We start from the raw sequence: 17,779 nt of genomic DNA, 5'->3' as shown, positions 1-17,779 counted from the left end.
TCACCATAGAGCGTGTCATCACTGACAATGGACCGGCGTTCCACTCGCACGCCTTCGGGGATGCCTGCGCAGCGTTGGGTATCCGCCAGCGCTTCACGCGGGCCTACCGGCCGCAGACCAATGGCAAGGCGGAGCGCTTTATCCAATCAGCCCTGCGCGAATGGGCGTATGGGTGTGCCTATTCGAACTCGACGCAACGCCGGGCGGCCCTGCCCGTATGGACGCATTTCTACAACTGGCATCGGCAACATCATGGGATTGCTTGCAAGACGCCAGCGTCCCGTCTCCCACTCGCAGGAAACAACGTCTTGACTCTTCACACCTAGTCTCTGTTGATGGCTTGCGCGATGACGTCCTACGATTACACCGGATGACCAATACCGTGATCAATGGTGCCTCATTGACAGAGCCTCAAGGCGAATTTGACTTGTGGGAGCATGCTGCAGAGTTGACTTCTGAAATTCGTGACTTCGCGGATTGTTTGAATATGATGGCTGAACAATTGGCACCCTTGGCCAAACTGAGGCCGGATCATGACCCTTGACGCAAGTGCGGTGAGAACGGGTCGGCGCTATCGAGGTATCGCATTGCGGACTTCACGTCGCGCCAGCCCACGTACTCCATCAGCGTCTTGAGATCCCAACCATTGGCATTTGCCCAGCCGGCGAAGCCCCGACGCAGGGAGTGGCTGCTGTAGGCCTCCGGAGTGGGAATGCCAGCAGCGGCAAATAGGCGCCGCAGTAGAGGGATCAGGCTACTCGGGTGCAGTCCCTCGGCCTGTAGCAGCCCCCAGCGATTAATGGCACGAAAGACTGGTCCTTCGTTCACACCTGACAGCTGCATCCATGCCTGGCAAGCGGATACCGGACATAGCTTGGCCAACGAGGGGACGCGGTAGGTTTTGCCGAGCGCCTGGCGATCTCCTTTGCTGTGCGGCAAAAAAATCTGCATGCCGCGCTCCGCTTCAATCTGCATGAACTGCGCCTCTATCCGTGTGATTTCGTCACCACGAAAGCCGCGCCAAAAACCCAGCAGCAGAAGCGCTCTGTCACGTGTATGCCTCAACAGCGCGGTGTGATCCTGGCGAACCTGAGCCTGATGGATGGCCTCTTCCAGCCAAGCCACCGTTTGTTCCAGCTGGGCCAACTGAAGCGGCTGCGCCTGCTTGGGCAGCGCTGGATGGAGAGTTTGAATGCCCTTGAGTGCTTTGCGCACCACCGCTGCTTTCGTGGGGTCGGGAAACCCTTGTTCCTGATGCCATTGAGCGAGCGCAGCAAGTCGTTGTTTCAAGGTTGAGATGGCCAAGACGCCGGCGTAGGCTACAAGGTATTCGGCAATTTGCGTTGACGATGCGGGTAGCAGCCCCTTCCATTCAACTTCGAAATGACGGATGGCGGATGCGTAGCTGCGCTGGGTATTCGCTCTGGCTGCTGCAGCAAGATAGGTATCCAGTTCGCTCATGGTGGCATCATGGTGGGATTCAACATGAATACTAGCGGGTATCTGCACCGGTCGGCGTGACGCTTCGCTGTGCCGTTTGCATCCCAAGGTATGAGCAGTTGACCCCACAAGGAGAGGAGCATGAGCAAGCCAGTGGTCGATATCAATGATTTGGCATCGTATGCTGCAGAAGTGTTCGGCAATGCGGACTTGGCCAAACGTTGGCTGGAAGCTTCACATGCCCTGCTCGGGGAAACACCCCTGCAGCGAGCCATAAGTCCGGAGGGTCTGAGCCAGGTGGTTGCAATCCTGATCAACATTGAGCACGGGCTACCGGTTTAATGCTGTAGAAATGGCGATTTTACAATGAGGCCGTTTGCCAAATGCTGACGAAGCATTTAGCATGATTTTTCCGAAGACGATGTGCCCACCGAAAGGCCTGAAAGTGCGGCAAGCAGCGCGGAGAGTGGGGCCAAATATGACCACTTGGACGGGGTACCCGGTGAACCGGGTTCAGGACTCCAGAAATGGATACTGCGGGCGACGTCCGCGCACGTTTCGAACAAAAGCCGCCTTCGGGCGGCTTTTGTCTTTAGCTTCGGGCAAGTACACGTCCCATCGCCGAATTGAGATGGCCCCGAAATTTCGGGGCCAGTTCCAACCTAGCGTCGTTCACCGGCACGTGGTCCGGGGGAGGACAAAAGCCTAGGGCTGCCCGGCTATTCTACTTGAGTTCGCAGGGGAGGTCTTGAGGCGATAACCCGTAGCTTGGTACTCGCTTGCGAGGTGCCCGGAACTTGTCACTTTTCAATCGCGGCCGCCTTCTTTGCTTTTGCGCCCTCGCAGCACCAAGAAGCAACAGTCCCGGAAAATGTCACTTTTCGTGCGGTGGTACAGCCTGTCGGAGCAAACCGGCGGGAAGCCGTGCCGAAGTCACCGTTGCCCGACGCGTAAGCGCAATGCGTTAGCGACGACCGAAACCGAACTCAGGCTCATGGCCAAAGCGGCGATCATCGGCGAAAGCAGTACGCCGCTGTAGGGATAGAGCACGCCAGCCGCCACCGGGATGCCGAGCGCGTTGTACAGCAGGGCAAACATGAGGTTCTGCCGCATATTGCGCACCGTGGCTACGGAGAGCGCTCGTGCAACTGCGATGCCGCGCAGATCCCCCTTGACCAGTGTGATTTGCGCGCTGTGCATCGCGACATCTGTGCCGGTCCCCATTGCAATGCCCACATCTGCCTGGGCCAGAGCTGGCGCATCGTTGATGCCGTCGCCCGCCATGGCCACGATCCTGCCTTCTGCTTGCAGTTGTTCAACAATGGTTAATTTGTCGCCAGGGCCTACCTCACCATGAACGACAGCGATACCCAACTCTGCACCGATAGCCTTGGCGGTTGTCCAGCCATCCCCAGTAGCCATAACCACGTCGATACCTGCATGTTTCAGGCTAGCCAGCGCTGCGGGGGTGCTGGCCTTGACAGGGTCTGCAACGACCAGCATGCCCGCCAGCTCACGATCGACCGCCAAGTGAACGATGCTGGCGCCATGGGAACGAAATCCCTCGGCTATCGCACTCAGGTCATCATGCAGAACGACCCCCTGTTGCTGCAGAAATGTCTGGTTGCCAAGCAGCAGGGCTCGTCCAGCAATCCGGCCCGAAACACCGATACCGCTGGATGAATCGAACTCATCGACTGGCTGCAACGACAAATCTTGCTCGCGCGCGGCCTGAATGATGGCGTTGGCCAGCGGATGTTCGCTGCCCTGATCCAGGCTGGCAGCCAGCCCGAGGATGTCGGCGACGGACCAGCCCGGCGCGGCAATCACCTGGCGGAATGCTGGCCGCCCCTCGGTCAGCGTCCCGGTCTTGTCCACGACAACGGTATCGACTCGGCACATCAGCTCGATGGCCGCTGCATCGCGAAACAACACCCCTTGTGCAGCCGCGCGCCCGGTTGCAACCATGATAGACATGGGGGTCGCCAGCCCCAGTGCACAAGGACAAGCAATGATCAGTACCGCCACCGCGTTGAGCAGACCGTAGAGCCAGCCCGGCTGCGGGCCGAATAGCCCCCAGGCAAACAGGGTTGCCACTGCAAGCAGAATGACGCCCATCACGAAATAACCCGCGACGGCGTCGGCCATGCGTTGCATCGGCGCTTTGGAGCGTTGTGCCGCGGCGACCATCTGTACGATCTGCGCCAGCACGGTTTGGTCACCGACTTGTTCGGCTTCCATCAACATGGCGCCACTTGTATTGAGCGTGGCACCGATCAGCGGGTCGTCCTTGCGCTTGCTCACCGGCAGTGACTCACCTGTCAGCATCGATTCGTCTACAGCGCTGCTTCCTTCCAGCACCGTGCCGTCAACCGGTATCTTCTCCCCAGGGCGCACGCGCAACCTGTCGCCCACACACACTTCGGCCAGCGGGATGTCTTCTTCCCGTCCATCGATAAGGACTCTGCGCGCTGTTCTGGGCGCCAATCCCAGCAAAGACTTGATGGCGGCTGAGGTTTGCGAGCGGGCGCGCAATTCCAGTATTTGCCCGAGCAAGGTCAGTGAAATGATGACGTCGGCAGCCTCGAAATAGACGGCAACGTACCCGGTGCTGCGAAAAGACGCAGGAAACCACTGCGGCACCATGGTCGCCGCGACGCTGTAAATGAAGGCCGCCCCGGTGCCCAGCCCGATCAGCGTCCACATGTTCGGGTTGCGATGCGCGACCGACTGCATGCCGCGCACGAAGAAAGGTTGCCCTGCCCACAACACCACCGGCAAGGACAGCAACAAAGCCAGCCAGCTCTCGGTAGTGTTGCCCAGCCCACTGAAGCGATGGCCCAACATCGCCAACAATGTCACCACGATGGTCAGCGGCAAGGTCCAGCCAAAACGACGCGCAAAATCCTGCAATTCGCGGGTCTCGCCCTCTTCGCCATCTGGCAGCAGAGGCTCCAGCAGCATGCCGCATTTCGGGCAATGGCCAGGATGGTCCTGCCTGACCTCCGGGTGCATCGGGCAGGTATACACCGTTCCAGACGCTGGCACCGGCGGGGCCGGTGCCGCATGCTCCCCGTGATGTCCGGAAGGTGGCGTCTGGGGGTTGCCCTCGAACAGGATTGGCACCAGCTCCATGCGACATTGCGGGCAGCGCCCGGGGCCATCGGCGCGAATATCCGGATGCATGGGGCAGGTATACACCGTGCCTGGCGGTATTTCGCCATCCTGTGCATGTGTCTTTCCGACATGATGAATATGGGCATCGTTCATGTTTACCCCCAGTTCATACCCGCTCGTGCTCGCGGTGACCCAGGCGAGGGAAGAAGGCTGGCGTGTCGGCTCGATAACTCAGGTATTCGTCGCCGAATCGCGCGATCATCTCGGCTTCTTCACGCTTTGCCAGCCTTGCATAAACCACGACCAGCACAGGAAACAGCACCAGCGTGATCAGCGTGGGCCATTGCAGCAGGAAACCGAACATGATGGTCACGAATGCAATGTACTGAGGGTGGCGGATATGCGCATAAGGGCCGCTTCGGGCCAACTTGCCCGAGGTCTGCGCTGTGTATAGCTTGTCCCACGCTGCGGCGAGCAACCAGAAGCCGAGCAGGATCAGAATATTGCTCGCGATATGGAATGGCCCGAAATGCGGGTTCACGCGCCACCCCAGCATCACTTCAAGGAGGTGCCCGTTGTCGTGAGACAGGAAGTCGATCCCGGGGAAATGCTTGCTGAGCCACGGCAGCAGCAGGTAAATGGTCAGCGGAAAGCCATACATTTCGGTGAACAGCGCCACCAGGAAGCCGGAAAACATGCCAAACGAGCGCCAGTCGCGGCTGCTGTGCGGTTTGGCGAAGCTGAACGCAAAAATGATGAAGATCGCCGAATTGATGACAACCAGCGACCAGAGGCCATAGGACGACGAGGTGTCATGGTTCATGATTCATCCTCCTTGCGCTCGTCTTGTTGCCGGCGCGCTGGCGTGTGATCGTGGCCATGATGATGACCGTGGCCGTGATGCATGAAGACATGCATCAGCGGGCAAGCCGCCAGCAACAGGTACGGCAAGGCGCCCAGCACGTGGGCCGTATGCTCGGTGAGCAGGAAAAAAGCGGCTATCGCGGCAAAACACCAGAATACCCAGCGATACCGCCCGGTCGGTTGTTCATGTTGCATGATCGATCTCCCGGCGGCAGGCGAGGCATGGAGCGCCTTGCCCGCCGCATGAGGCATCAGGACGATGCCGCGCCGCTGCCAGCGCTATTGGTTCATGGGCATGGACATCATGGATGACTGCTGATCCATCATCTGCATCATCATTTCCATCATGTCGCCATCGTGGTTCATGCCCTTGCCCATCCCCTTGGACATGCAGTCCTTGTGCATCGCCTGCATGGCGCCTTTCATGACCGACATGCTTTCTTGCATGGCCATCTGGCGCTCGGCTGGCGTTTTGGCGGTCGCGAGTTTGTCGCGCGCAGCGCGCAGTTTCTGCATTTGCTCGTTGGCTGCCTTTGCCGTCGGCTTTTCAGCCTGGGCCGGCTTGCTGGCAACCGCTTTGCCTTCTGCAGGATGGTGTGCGTCGTTGGCAGAGGCGCCTAGCGAGGCACCGACAAACAGCGCAGCAATGAGAAATTTAAGTGTCGCTTGCATGGTAAATCTCCTGAGGGTGAGCAAAAGGAACGCCTGTGCGGCAACCGCACCCGCCGGGTGCAGACAGCGCGATGGCCAAGGCAAATCTGCTGGAATCAATCGTTGAGGCGGACGAACATCAGGCGGGCGGGTGGCCCGGCGGGGTGGAATTCCCGAGGAAGGAAAGCGAGTGATCTGACGGCGCCGGGCAAGGCAAGCAACAACAGTGCAGGCAGGATCAGGATGGTCAGCAGATGGGGGGTATCGAAACCCGGCAGGCCATTTGCCGCAACGAGCACCTTGTTGCTGTCAGCACAATGCTGGATGCAGGCATGCTCCGAATGCTCACTTCCGTCGGCATGCGCAGGCAGGATGAATTGCGAAATCGGCTTGGTGTACGAACGGGACGCTGGTTCTTGCGCCAGACACGCCGACGCCATGACAAAAGCCAGCAGCCAGGCGATCAGCGCCAAGCTTGACAGCAATGACAGGTGGCGGCGCAGACGCAGCATCAGCATGCTCCGGCAGGAGGTGATTTCAGTGTATACAAACCTGATCATTCGCCATTGACGTAGATCAACCCGAATCGAGTTGGCAGATGGCTGGTCGATCCGGCGCCAGGCAGCAAAGAAAGCACCCCTCTCGCCGCAGCACGAGGGGTGTGTACACCACTTAGAAACTCAGTCGAACTTGCTCGGCGGCCTTGCCCGGCAAGGTGAACTTGACGATAGCCTTGGCCCCGGCAGCGGTATTGAATTTGCCGTGTGCCATCAGGGTGTTTTCTCCGGATGCCTCGAATTTGGCCGTGCTTTTGTCGCTGCCGGCCAACAGGGTGATTTCCGCGCCAGCACCCTTGCTGTCCACGGGTTTGCCGTCATGGCTGAACAGATACAGCGTCAGCATGCCGGACTGGGCGACCAGTTCAACCTTGTGGCCAGACTTCGCCTCGACCACCACACCACCATGACGCGGGGTCAGGTCGCCATCGGCGAAAGACAGGCCAGCAGCCAGCGTGAACAGGGTTGCAATCAGAATGCGTTTCATCGTACTTCCTCCAGGAAATGTGCCGGGCCCATGCCCGGCACGGGTCATCAAAGTGCTTCGCTGCCGTGATCCTGCACATGGCGTTGCAAGGGTTGTGCGCCGAAGAGCCAGAACATCAGCGGGGTCAGCACGGTGTCGAGCAGGGTGGAACTGATCAGGCCACCAAAAATCACCACCGCGACCGGATGCAGGATTTCCTTGCCCGGCGCGTCGGCAGCAAACAGCAGCGGCAGCAGTGCCAGTGCGGCAGTGAGCGCGGTCATCAGCACCGGGGTCAGCCGCTCCAGCGAGCCGCGTATGATCATGCGCTGGCCAAAGGTCTCGCCTTCGAACTTGCACAGGTTGATGTAGTGGCTGATCTTGAGGATGCCATTGCGGGTGGCAATGCCGGTCAGCGTGATGAAGCCGACCAGTGATGCAACGGACAGGCTGACGCCGGTCAGCCACATTGCCAGCACGCTGCCGATGAGGGCCATGGGGATGTTGCCCATGATCATCGCGGTCAGCCGTACCGATTTGTAGCGGCTGTAGAGCACCATGAAGATCAGCGCCAGCGACACCAGGGATAGTCCGGCTATCAGTCGGGTGGCCTGTTCCTGGGCCTGGAACTGCCCTTCGAGACTCACGAAATAGCCGTCGGGCAGATGGCTGTCGGCCAATACCCGGCGAATATCCTCGACGATGCGCGCCATATCGCTGCCGTCCGTGTTGGCAGCGATGACGATGCGGCGGCGACCGTTTTCGCGACCGATCTGGTTTGGCCCGTCGGCCTCCTCCACGCTGGCGACCTGAGAGAGCGGAATGCGTCCATGCGGGGAGTCGATCAGTACCCCTGCCAGGCCTTGAGCACTGCGTGCGGCATCGGGCAGCCGCACCACCAGGTTGAAGCGCTTGTTGCCGTCGATGATCTGCGCAACCGTATCGCCCTCCGTTAGCGTTTCCAGTGTCCGGAGCAATCCGCCAGGGGAAATGCCCAGCTGCGCTGCGCTGTCGTAATCGAGCCGGATCTTGATCTGCGGAATCAGGACCTGCTTCTCGATCTGCAGATCGGTCAGGCCCGGAATGCGCGCCAGCTTGTCGCGCAGCACGGCAGCTTGACCACGCAGCGTATCGAGGTCGTCGCCGAACAGCTTGAGCGCAATTTGCGCTCGCACACCGGATAGCAGGTGATCCAGCCGATGCGATATCGGTTGCCCCACGGTTGCCGCGGCGGGCAGCCCAGCCAAACGGGAGCGGATGTCGGCCATGATGGCGTCGCGCGGGCGGGCCGACGGCTTCAGGTCCACATCGAGCTCGCTGGAGTGAACCCCCTCGGCGTGCTCATCCAGCTCGGCGCGGCCAGTGCGGCGGCCAACACTGCGTACTTCCGGCACCATCTGGATCAGTTGCTCGGCCAGGGCGCCCACGCGGTTAGACTCGGCCAGCGACGTCCCCGGATTGAGCAGGAGCGAGATGGTCAGCGTGCCTTCGTTGAAGGCTGGCAGGAAGGCGCGCGGGAAGTAAGGCACACTGGCCAGTGCTACCAGCAACAGCACGATGGCAGACAGCAAAATTGCTCGCGCATGCGGAAAAGCTGCCTCCAGCAAACGCTTGTCCCAATGTTTGAGCCAGGTCACCAGCTTGCCATCGCCATGCTCGATCTGTTTCATACGCGGCAGCAGGAAGTAGCACATCACCGGAGTCACCGTGAGCGCGACCAGCAGGCTGGCCAGGATGGATGTGATGTAGGCGACGCCCAATGGCGCAAACAAGCGCCCCTCGATCCCCGGCAGGGCAAACAGCGGCACGAATACCAGGACCACGACCATGGTGGCCACCACCACGCCCGAACGCACCTCGTTGCAAGCGGCGGCAATCACCTTGACGATGCCGGCAACGCCACGCGGCTTGTTCTGCTTCAAGCGTCGCAGCACGTTCTCGACATCGACCAGCGCATCGTCAACCAACTCGCCGATGGCAATGGCCAGGCCACCCAGCGTCATTACATTGATGGACAACCCCATGCTCTTGAACACCAATGCCGTGATCGCCAGCGACAACGGGATTGCGGTCAGCGATATCAGCGTGGTGCGGACGTTCATCAAGAACAGGAACAGCACGATGGCGACCATGATGGCGCCATCGCGCAAGGCTTCCCGCACGTTGTCGATGGAAGCATCGATGAAGTCGGCTTGCCGGAACGAAATTTCCGGTTTGGCCATACCGGGCGGCAGCGTGCGTGACAGACCGGCCAGCGCGCTCTCGATTTGCCCGGTCAGTTTGACCGAGTCTGCATTGGGCTGCTTTTGCACGCTGACGATGACCGCCGGTTTGGCGCCGTAACCGGCATCACCCCGTTTGAATGCAGCTGCAAATCTGACTTCCGCCAGTTGCCTGAGCAAAATGGGCTGGCCATTGCTGACTCTGACCGCGAGGTTTTGCAGGTCGTCCAGACGGGTGGTACGTCCCAGGTTGCGAATCAGGTACTCGCGCGCGTTCTGCTCCAGAAAACCACCGCTGGTATTGCTGGAAAACGCCCGCAATGCGCTATCCAGCTCGTCCAGACTCACCCCCAGCTGCGCCATCCGGGCGGTATCTGGTTCAACGCGAAATTGCCTGACCTCGCCACCGATGGGGATGACTTGTGCAACACCGGGAATGGATAACAGCCTGGGGCGCAGCACGTAATCGGCGTACTCGCGCACCGCCATCGGGTCTGTCTTGCCCGGGTCCGCCGGCAGGGCAATCAGCATGATCTCGCCCATGACGGACGAAATCGGTCCCATATTGGGGTTCACGCCACCGGGTAGCTGTTCCTTGACCTCGGCCAGGCGTTCAGCGACCAGTTGCCGGTTGCGGTAGATATCCGATCCCCAGTCGAACTCGGCATAAATCACCGACAAGCCGACACCGGAGACCGAACGTACCCGACTGACCCCCGGCATGCCGTTCAACGCGGTTTCCAAGGGCAGTGAGACCAGTTGTTCGACTTCTTCCGGGGCCATGCCCCCGGCTTCGGTCATGACCGTCACCGTGGGCTTGTTCAGGTCGGGAAAAACGTCCACCGGCATATTCGATGCCGTGATCCCGCCGTAGACCAGCAAAATGGCGGCAAAGACCAGCACAAACAGCCGGTTGCGCAGACTAACATTGACGATCCAGTTGAACACGGTCGCCTCCTCAACGTATCTGGTTGATGAGGACGGCGCCCGAGGTCACGATGCGTGCTCCCGGTTTGACGCCACTGACCATCACACGCTGACCATCCAGCGGGCTGACTTGCACCGCGACACTACGGAACAGTTCCGCACTGTCGTGTACCCACACTGCCGTTTCATTGGATGCATTTCTGACGATGCTGGTCGCCGGCACCGGCATGCCCTGCACCTTGTCTTCGGTGTTCGCAACGACCTTGATGATTTGCCCCAACGCCAGCCGATCTGCCGTATTTCGTCGAGGACGGAACAGCACTGGCAGCGCGCCATCGCGCAATGCACCGGCACCGCCGACAAAGTCGAGCGTCATGTCCGTTCCGACGATGCTGGCTTGCTGCAAGCCGCGAGTCATGCCAGGGTCGTATACCAGCGCTTCGATCATCATCCTTGCCGGATCGACGATTTCGAACAGCACGTCTTTAGCCTCAACCATCTGGCCGCTTACCGCGTCGGCCGACGCGATCATGCCTGTGGCCGGTGCAAGCAAGGGCTCACGCGCCGCGCCTGCTGCTAGTGCCGTACTGCGCTGACGCAACGCCTGTACCTCGTTGGCTGCGGCCTCGATCTCCTTGCGGGCAACGGTGCCGTTCAAGCTTTCCAGCCGCGCTTGCTGGGCCTCGGTCAGCTTCAACCTGGCTTGCAGATCGGCTCGCTCAGCTTGTTGGCTGGCCCGCTCAAGGCTCCCTACGGCGGGCACGATATAAGCCAGTATCTGCCCCTTGCGGACCGCGCTACCCAGCACCGGCAGGCCGTTTGGCCCAGGCTCCACACGCCCGGGCAATGCGGCCTGAACGCGGCCGCCGGCATTGGGGTCCATGACGACATGTGCGTTCAGCGTCACACTCCGTGACAGGGTTTGCGGCTGACCAATGACGGTAAGCACCTGCCAGCGCCGTTGTGCTTCTTTGGGCACAAAGACCCGGCCATCGGGCAGCCGCTGTGGCTTGTCCGCTGCTATCGCTACAGCCGGTGCATCCCCATGGTCTTCACCTCCATGGGCGTATGCAGCACCAATCCAGGCCAGGCACAGGCAGGCAATCAATCGATTCAGTTTCATGCTCTTATCCTTTTTGCATGTGACGCATACGGCGCCAGACAATCCAGCCGATGCCGGCCAAGGCCAACAGGGCGATCGCAATCGGCCAAGCTGCCAGCGCATGTGGTTTGCTGGGTGCTGACAGTGGCGTCGGCGCCACTGTCAAAGTGGCCTCGATCAGATCGTTGTCCTTCCCGGCCTGAACGGTAAAAACCAGCGGGTAGGTACCGGGCTGTTTGAACTGCGGCGCTGCTACCCGAAAAATGCCATTCGGCCCGGCCAGTGCTGTGCCGTGCCAGCTGCCGCTTTCCACCTCCACCTTGGCGTCGGCTACCGGCGCGTTGCTGTCGAAGCGGTCGAGGTAAATCAGCAGCTGCCCTTGCTCTGCCGTTGCCAGTAGCTCGAACAATTCGGTTTGGGCCTGTGCTCTTGGCGCCAGACTGCCGGCGACCGCGGCTGGCGCAGCATCGCCGTGGTCTTCTCCACCATGTGCTTGGGCGCTCAGTGGCGCGACCAGTACCAGTGTCAGAACAATTGCTTGAATGTATTTCACGGCAGTACCCCTGCAGCCTGATTGGTTCGGGAGATCATGCGTCCCACGTTGATGCGTGCCCGCGTGACTTGCAGCCGCGCCTCATCGGCTTCGGCCTGCGCCCTGAGCAAGGCCGCAAGATCGACCTGACCGGCGCGGTTCGCCTGCTGCTGCCAGAGGAGATTTTGTTCTGCCAGCAATTGCCGCTCCTGTTGCAGTGCCTGTTCGCTCCGTGCCTGATCGAGTTCCAGCCTGCTGGCCTCGTAGGCGGCACGTACCTGGATATGCGCCGTTTCCAGCGCTTGCTCGGCTTCGGCCAGTTCGGCATTTGCTGCTGCTACTCGTGGACGGTTGCGTGTTTCGGTGCCCAACGGCAGCTTCAACGTCAGCTTGGCAAGGTTCTGATAGGCCTCGCTGTTGCCGGAACGCTCGCGCGTCACGGTCAGCGCCAGCTCGGGGTTGTCACGCGTATCGCCGCCAGCCTGTTGAAGGCGCGCCCTGGCTGCAGCCACGGTGGCGATCAGACTGAGCAGTTGTGGATGCGTATCGAGCGAAGCGTTGGCTGGTGCGTCGGTTTCTTGCGGTTCGGGCAGGGCGGCCCCACGCGATAGCGCGGCAAAAGCACTTTCGGCTTTGGCGGCCATCATCGTTGCGCGTAGCAACTCCGCTTGCGATTGTTGTCGGCTCAGTCTCGCCAGATTGGCGTCAAACGGCGAGATGTCACCGGCTTTAAGTCGTTTGCCTGCATCGGTTTCCAGCCGGTTGGCGGCGTCCAGCTTGCGCCGGGCCGCATCAAGCTCGGCTTGTGCCAGTCGGGTATCCCACCAGGCATCACGGAGTGCGCCGGCCAGTTGCCAGCGCTCCAGCATGAAGCGCTGAGCGCCGGCTGTTCGGCCAGCTTGGGCCACGGCGGCTGCACGCTCCCGCTGGCCCCATAGCCACAACGGAACGGCGACTTCAGCCTCCCATTCACGCAGCCCGTCATTGCGATCAAGCTGGTCGGTTTTACCGGAAACGGACACCGTGGGTGGGCCAGGCAACCAGGCGCGGGCGGCCATGTCATCGGCATCGAATTGCTGGGTTCTTGCGGTTTGCGTGGCTGCGCTCGCAGCCCATGCGTGATCCAGTGCGTCTTTGAGCGTGGCAGCAAATGCCGGAGCGCTAACGCTCAGGCACAGCGCGACCACGCCCAGCAGCCGACTGGAGGTCGGAAATGCAAAAGGCATGTTGTTCTCGTCTGCAAAATGAAAAGGTCAGAACGTCAAAGGACGTGACCCGGCGCGACGAGACAGGGGGTAGGGAAATGCAGAATCAGCGCGCCGGATCAGGCGCGCGACTTGGGCGGTTGCTCTGGAGGAGCGCTGAGGTGATCGCCAGGGAATTGCTGGGTAGCGGGCGACCAATTGGAGAGCTGCCAGTGAGGTTGTGGCTGCTCGTAACCGTCCGGCATCAACTGGCCTAGCGAATTGCAGAACTTGCCGCATTCCAACTTGCCACTGTCCGCTGCAGTATGCAGGTGCAGTTCGACAACACCGAACATGCCGCGATGCTCATGGAGGACCGGCGCGCTTGGCACGGAGATCGGGTGTTCTGCTAGCGCCTGCTGCACGCGCGCGAGACTGGCTATTGCCCCGTTGAAGGGCAAAGCGGCAATCAGCATCACCAGAAAGAGGGATCGGAGCACGCGCAGCATGGGCGCATGCTAGCACCAAATCTTGGGCTGCCACAAAACCTTTGAACAGCAGGCCGTAACGCGGCCCCGCCATTGGTCGATAGGGAAATCTAGGCGCGCGAGATCAAAACGGCCTGAATAAATCAACGCAATCAATACTCTGCATGCCTTGCCGACCAGAAATTTCTAGTGCCTTGTGGCAGCAAGAGCAGTGGTCATGTCCTCGGACCAGCACTGAATGATGGCCGCGAAGAATTCCGAGTCTGTTCTGTCGGTGTTAGCCAAGATGCGTATGCCGATGGGCCGGCTCCGTGCTCATCTCGCTAATGCCATCCAGGATGCGGCACGCATCACCTGCCGCTCCGCCCGAACAGCGTAACCGCAACTCAGCGAGTTGTATTTTCAGGTGCAGCAGCTCCTGAATACGGGCATCAACGTGCCCGATGTGCTCGTCGATCAGCTGGTTGATGCTTTCGCAGCCTTCGTTGGGCGCTTGTGCCAGTTCGAGCAAAGCCCGGATTTCGCCATGGGTCATGTCCAGGGCCCGGCAGTTGCGGATGAAGCGCAAACGCTCTACGTGCTCAGGGCCATAGTTGCGGTAGTTGCCACCGGTGCGCCCCACCTCCGGCAACAGCCCTTCTTTTTCGTAGTAGCGCACGGTCTCTACCGAGCATTGTGCTGCCTGCGCCAGCTCGCCGATTTTCATATTCGCATCCTCATGCTTGACCCTGTAGTGGCTTCAGGGTGTGTACTGGCAGCATAGTACTCAATCCGGAGCCGCTCATGGCCAGCTGCTGCAATCACGATCACGCCGAACCCAATCCGACAGAACGCAACCATGCAGAGGCGCATGATCATCATGGCGATCACGATCACGATCACGATCACGGCAGCGGCCATGCGCCAACCAGTGACCTCTCGGCGCTGAGCGCAGCGGAAGTCACGGCAAACGGGATCAAGTTATCCGTCCGCATCATGCAAATGGATTGCCCGACCGAAGAAGCACTGATCCGCAAGAAACTGGCAGGTATGGCTGGCGTCGGTGCGATGGAATTCAATCTGATGCAGCGTGTACTGACGGTGGTGCATGCGCCGCAGCAACAGGCCCAGATTCTGGCAGCGATCCGTACCTTGGGATTCACACCGGAATTGCCCGAGGCTACGCAACAGGCCTTCCAGTCTCCGGCCGAAGTACCAGCCAGACCTTGGTGGCCGCTGGCCTTGTCCGGTGCCACAGCACTGCTTGCTGAAGTTACGCACTGGCTGGGTTGGCCTGAATGGCTGTCTGCAGCACTGGCTCTGGCTGCGATCCTGAGTTGCGGGCTGACGACATACAAAAAAGGCTGGGTGGCCATTCGCAACGGCAACCTGAATATCAACGCCCTGATGAGCATTGCCGTGACGGGCGCACTGCTCTTGCGCCAATGGCCAGAGGCCGCGATGGTCATGGTGCTGTTCACGGTCGCCGAGCTGATCGAGGCGAAGTCGCTGGATCGCGCGCGCAATGCCATTTCCGCGCTGATGCAATTGACGCCGGAGCTGGCCACGGTGAAACAGCCCGACGGCAGTTGGCTGGATGTGGAGGCGAGCACGGTTACCGTGGGCAGCGTGGTCCGCGTCAAGCCAGGGGAACAATTGGGGCTGGACGGCGAGGTCATCTCAGGCCGATCGAGCATCAATCAGGCGCCGATCACCGGCGAAAGCCTGCCCGTGGAAAAATCCGTTGGCGACCTTGTTTATGCCGGCACCCTGAATGAGGCTGGCTCGTTCGAATATCGCGTCACGGCAGCGGCCAGCAACACGACCTTGGCACGCATCATTCATGCGGTTGAAGCGGCACAGGGTGCCAAGGCCCCTACCCAGCGCTTTGTCGATCAGTTCGCACGCGTCTACACCCCTATCGTGTTCGTGCTGGCCTTGGCTGTCGCCGTCGTTCCGCCATTGGCGTTCAGTGGCAACTGGCATGACTGGATTTACAAGGCCTTGGTGCTGTTGGTGATCGCCTGCCCCTGCGCGCTGGTGATCTCCACACCGGTGACCGTTGTCAGCGGTCTCGTGGCTGCTGCGCGCAAAGGGATGTTGATCAAGGGTGGGGTGTATCTGGAGCAAGGGCGCAAGCTGTTGTGGCTGGCGCTCGACAAGACCGGCACCATCACGCATGGCAAGCCTGAGCAAACCGACTTCGAGCTGCGCGCCGCCGTTGACGAAAAGCGTTGCCGCAGTCTGGCAGCAAGCCTGGCCGGTCGTTCCGACCATCCGGTTTCACAGGCCATCGCCAGGTCAGCCGAAGCCGCGTACGTGCAGCAGTGGCGTGTCGATGACTTTGAAGCCTTGCCCGGCCGTGGCGTCCGTGGCCAGATTGAGGGGGTCACCTATTGGTTGGGCAATCATCGGCTGGTTGAGGAACTGAAGCGCTGCTCAACCGAACTGGAAGAACGGCTGGATGCCTTGGAGCGCCAGGGCAAAAGCGTGGTCATGCTGTTTGACCAGCAGCAGGTGCTGGCCTTGTTTGCTGTGGCCGATACGGTCAAGGAAACTAGCCGCGCAGCCATCGCGGAACTGCATGCGCTGGGCATCAAGACCGTGATGCTGACCGGGGATAATCCACATACGGCCGATGCGATTGCTGCTCAGGTCGGCATTGATCAGGCTCGCGGCAATCAGATGCCTGATGACAAGCTCAAGGCCGTAGAGATGTTTGGCGCGGACGGCCCAGTCGGCATGGTTGGCGACGGCATCAATGACGCGCCGGCCCTGGCACAAGCCGATATCGGCTTTGCCATGGGGGCAATGGGCACGGGCACTGCCATTGAAACCGCCGATGTGGCCTTGATGGACGATGACCTGCGCAAGGTGCCGGCATTTGTGCGCTTGTCGCAAGCGACACATGGCGTGCTGATCCAGAACATCGTGCTGGCGCTCGGCATCAAGGCGGTTTTTTTGCTGCTCACGCTGGCCGGTATGGGCACGATGTGGATGGCGGTATTTGCCGACGTGGGCGCCAGCTTGCTGGTGGTTGGCAATGGACTGCGTCTGCTGCGACTATGATCATGGTTGTCGGCGTTATCACGACCCGCTAACGCATGCTCGCGTCATTTCTTGGATGCGTACCGTCAGATCGCCATTCAGTTCGGAGCATCAACGGCATGGATAGCAAAGCCCATTGGGAAGGCATCTACCAAAACAAGGCAACCGATGCAGTCAGCTGGTATCGACTGCATCTGGAAACATCGCTGCGCTTGATCGAGGCGGCAGCCGCGACACCTGACGCAGCCATCATTGATGTCGGTGGTGGCGAGGCGACATTGGTGGATGACCTGTTGGCACGTGGATATACGCAGCTCAGCGTACTGGATATTTCGCAGCCAGCGATTGCCCGTACACAACAGCGCTTGGGCAAGCAAGCTGCCTTGGTCAACTGGATCGTGGCCGATATCACCCAGGCAACCCTGCCCGAGCAAGGCTATGACATCTGGCATGATCGGGCGGTATTCCATTTTCTGACCGCGCAAGCGCAGCGTGACGCCTATGTGCTGCAATTGCGTCACGCGCTCAAACCCGATGGTCACCTGCTGATTTCGACGTTCGGCCCGGATGGTCCGCTACAGTGTAGTGGTTTGGATATCGTGCGCTATGACGCAGAAATGTTGCAAAGGCAATTCGGCCCAGACTTCCTTTTGCAGGAAAGTGGCACTGAAGTGCACCGGACCCCTTGGGGAACCGAGCAACAGTTCGTCTACTGCCACTTGAAGCGGCGCTAGGCAGTTTTCAAGTTGCTTTGCAGGGACGCTTTTGGCTACAGTGCCATCATGCTCAGGCGCTGGAAGTCTCCCTTTTCGACATGGCTGACGATCTGCCTGCTGGTGTTCAGCCAGCTGGTGGTGTCTGCCTACGCCTGTGCCGAAGCATTCCCCGTGGAGCAACCGATGGCCGCAATGTCGGCCATGTCGATGGGCGACATGACCGAATGCAGCGACATGCAGCAGGCCAAGCAACCCGTCGTTTGCAAGGCCCACTGTCAGAAGGATGCCCAGTCGGCCGATATCCAGTTGCCGACGGTTCCCGTCCCGCTGCTGGTGTTCTTCTTCAGTACTTGGTCATTTGATCGTGCTGACATTCCGTCGGCCGGCCGCCCCAAGTCTCCTCCAACGCTGGTGGCCTCCGCGCCACCATTGCGTATCCAGTACCAAGTCTTCAGAACCTGACACGTTGTCCCGCCTACTCGGTGC

The 17,779-nt window shown here is 60.3% G+C and carries 19 protein-coding genes; 6 read left to right on the top strand and 13 right to left on the bottom strand.

All coding sequences use genetic code 11. The features are described 5' to 3' along the window. Positions 1-326, top strand: a 326-nt coding sequence (locus B9A19_RS19125; protein ID WP_139798993.1) for an integrase core domain-containing protein, incomplete at its 5' end; no start/stop codon positions are given. A gap of 44 nt (positions 327-370) precedes the next feature. Further along, positions 371-544, top strand: coding sequence for a hypothetical protein (locus tag B9A19_RS22680; protein WP_176217020.1), 174 nt, complete (start codon positions 371-373; stop codon positions 542-544). Here the strand turns inward: B9A19_RS22680 and B9A19_RS19115 are convergent. Beyond that, positions 532-1,461 carry a site-specific integrase gene (locus B9A19_RS19115; RefSeq protein WP_084092761.1) on the bottom strand — a complete coding sequence of 310 codons (930 nt, stop codon included), beginning with the start codon at positions 1,459-1,461 and terminating at the stop codon, positions 532-534. The two genes, B9A19_RS22680 and B9A19_RS19115, sit on opposite strands and share 13 nt — an antisense overlap. Before the next feature lie 120 nt (positions 1,462-1,581). Here B9A19_RS19115 and B9A19_RS19110 point away from each other — a divergent pair, with 120 nt between their 5' ends. Then, positions 1,582-1,782 (top strand): MbcA/ParS/Xre antitoxin family protein, encoded by a 201-nt coding sequence (locus tag B9A19_RS19110; protein ID WP_084092760.1) that lies wholly within the window; start codon positions 1,582-1,584, stop codon positions 1,780-1,782. Positions 1,783-2,373: 591 nt separating this feature from the next. On the opposite strand, the gene B9A19_RS19105 is transcribed toward B9A19_RS19110, so the two are convergent. From B9A19_RS19105 to cadR, 12 genes are all read right to left on the bottom strand, one after another. Continuing rightward, the gene (locus tag B9A19_RS19105) at positions 2,374-4,710 is read right to left on the bottom strand and encodes a copper-transporting P-type ATPase (protein WP_084092759.1); all 2,337 of its coding nucleotides are present in this window, start codon (positions 4,708-4,710) and stop codon (positions 2,374-2,376) included. A gap of 13 nt (positions 4,711-4,723) precedes the next feature. Then, positions 4,724-5,380, bottom strand: coding sequence for a methyltransferase family protein (locus B9A19_RS19100; protein ID WP_084092758.1), 657 nt, complete (start codon positions 5,378-5,380; stop codon positions 4,724-4,726). Then, a complete protein-coding gene (locus tag B9A19_RS19095) occupies positions 5,377-5,616 on the bottom strand; it encodes a DUF2933 domain-containing protein (protein WP_084092757.1) in 240 nt (79 codons plus the stop codon). The genes B9A19_RS19100 and B9A19_RS19095 overlap by 4 nt, the downstream gene beginning before the upstream one ends. A gap of 84 nt (positions 5,617-5,700) precedes the next feature. Beyond that, a complete protein-coding gene (locus tag B9A19_RS19090) occupies positions 5,701-6,117 on the bottom strand; it encodes a hypothetical protein (RefSeq protein WP_217807116.1) in 417 nt (138 codons plus the stop codon). Positions 6,118-6,188: 71 nt separating this feature from the next. Further along, complete coding sequence (locus tag B9A19_RS19085; protein ID WP_139798992.1) at positions 6,189-6,584, bottom strand: hypothetical protein; 396 nt, start codon at positions 6,582-6,584, stop codon at positions 6,189-6,191. A 160-nt stretch (positions 6,585-6,744) separates the two neighbouring features. After that, a complete protein-coding gene (locus tag B9A19_RS19080; protein ID WP_084092754.1) occupies positions 6,745-7,116 on the bottom strand; it encodes a hypothetical protein in 372 nt (123 codons plus the stop codon). Positions 7,117-7,163: 47 nt separating this feature from the next. Continuing rightward, complete coding sequence (locus B9A19_RS19075; protein ID WP_084092753.1) at positions 7,164-10,265, bottom strand: efflux RND transporter permease subunit; 3,102 nt, start codon at positions 10,263-10,265, stop codon at positions 7,164-7,166. Between the two features lie 10 nt (positions 10,266-10,275). Further along, positions 10,276-11,367, bottom strand: coding sequence for an efflux RND transporter periplasmic adaptor subunit (locus tag B9A19_RS19070; RefSeq protein WP_176217019.1), 1,092 nt, complete (start codon positions 11,365-11,367; stop codon positions 10,276-10,278). A 4-nt stretch (positions 11,368-11,371) separates the two neighbouring features. Next, on the bottom strand, positions 11,372-11,899 hold the full coding sequence (locus tag B9A19_RS19065) for a hypothetical protein (protein ID WP_084092751.1): 528 nt from the start codon (positions 11,897-11,899) through the stop codon (positions 11,372-11,374). Beyond that, the gene (locus B9A19_RS19060; RefSeq protein ID WP_084092750.1) at positions 11,896-13,104 is read right to left on the bottom strand and encodes a TolC family protein; all 1,209 of its coding nucleotides are present in this window, start codon (positions 13,102-13,104) and stop codon (positions 11,896-11,898) included. The genes B9A19_RS19065 and B9A19_RS19060 overlap by 4 nt, the downstream gene beginning before the upstream one ends. 98 nt (positions 13,105-13,202) lie before the next feature. Continuing rightward, on the bottom strand, positions 13,203-13,571 hold the full coding sequence (locus tag B9A19_RS19055) for a hypothetical protein (RefSeq protein WP_084092749.1): 369 nt from the start codon (positions 13,569-13,571) through the stop codon (positions 13,203-13,205). Between the two features lie 256 nt (positions 13,572-13,827). Then, complete coding sequence (gene cadR / locus B9A19_RS19050; protein WP_084092748.1) at positions 13,828-14,256, bottom strand: Cd(II)/Pb(II)-responsive transcriptional regulator; 429 nt, start codon at positions 14,254-14,256, stop codon at positions 13,828-13,830. 77 nt (positions 14,257-14,333) lie between these two features. On the opposite strand from cadR, the gene B9A19_RS19045 reads away from it, so the two are divergent. From B9A19_RS19045 to B9A19_RS19035, 3 genes are read left to right on the top strand one after another with little or no spacing between them, the layout of a single operon-like run. Next, entirely contained in the window at positions 14,334-16,598 is a 2,265-nt protein-coding gene (locus tag B9A19_RS19045) for a heavy metal translocating P-type ATPase (protein WP_084092747.1), read from the top strand. Between the two features lie 35 nt (positions 16,599-16,633). Beyond that, entirely contained in the window at positions 16,634-17,311 is a 678-nt protein-coding gene (locus tag B9A19_RS19040) for a class I SAM-dependent methyltransferase (RefSeq protein ID WP_217807115.1), read from the top strand. A 48-nt stretch (positions 17,312-17,359) separates the two neighbouring features. After that, a complete protein-coding gene (locus B9A19_RS19035; protein WP_139798991.1) occupies positions 17,360-17,755 on the top strand; it encodes a hypothetical protein in 396 nt (131 codons plus the stop codon). Positions 17,756-17,779 lie beyond the last annotated feature (24 nt).

The sequence above is a fragment of the Andreprevotia lacus DSM 23236 genome (assembly GCF_900176275.1).
In the GTDB taxonomy this organism is placed as follows: Bacteria; Pseudomonadota; Gammaproteobacteria; order Burkholderiales; family Chitinibacteraceae; genus Andreprevotia; species Andreprevotia lacus.
Note: the sequence above shows the minus strand (reverse complement) of the source record. Positions and strands in the feature narration are given on the sequence as shown.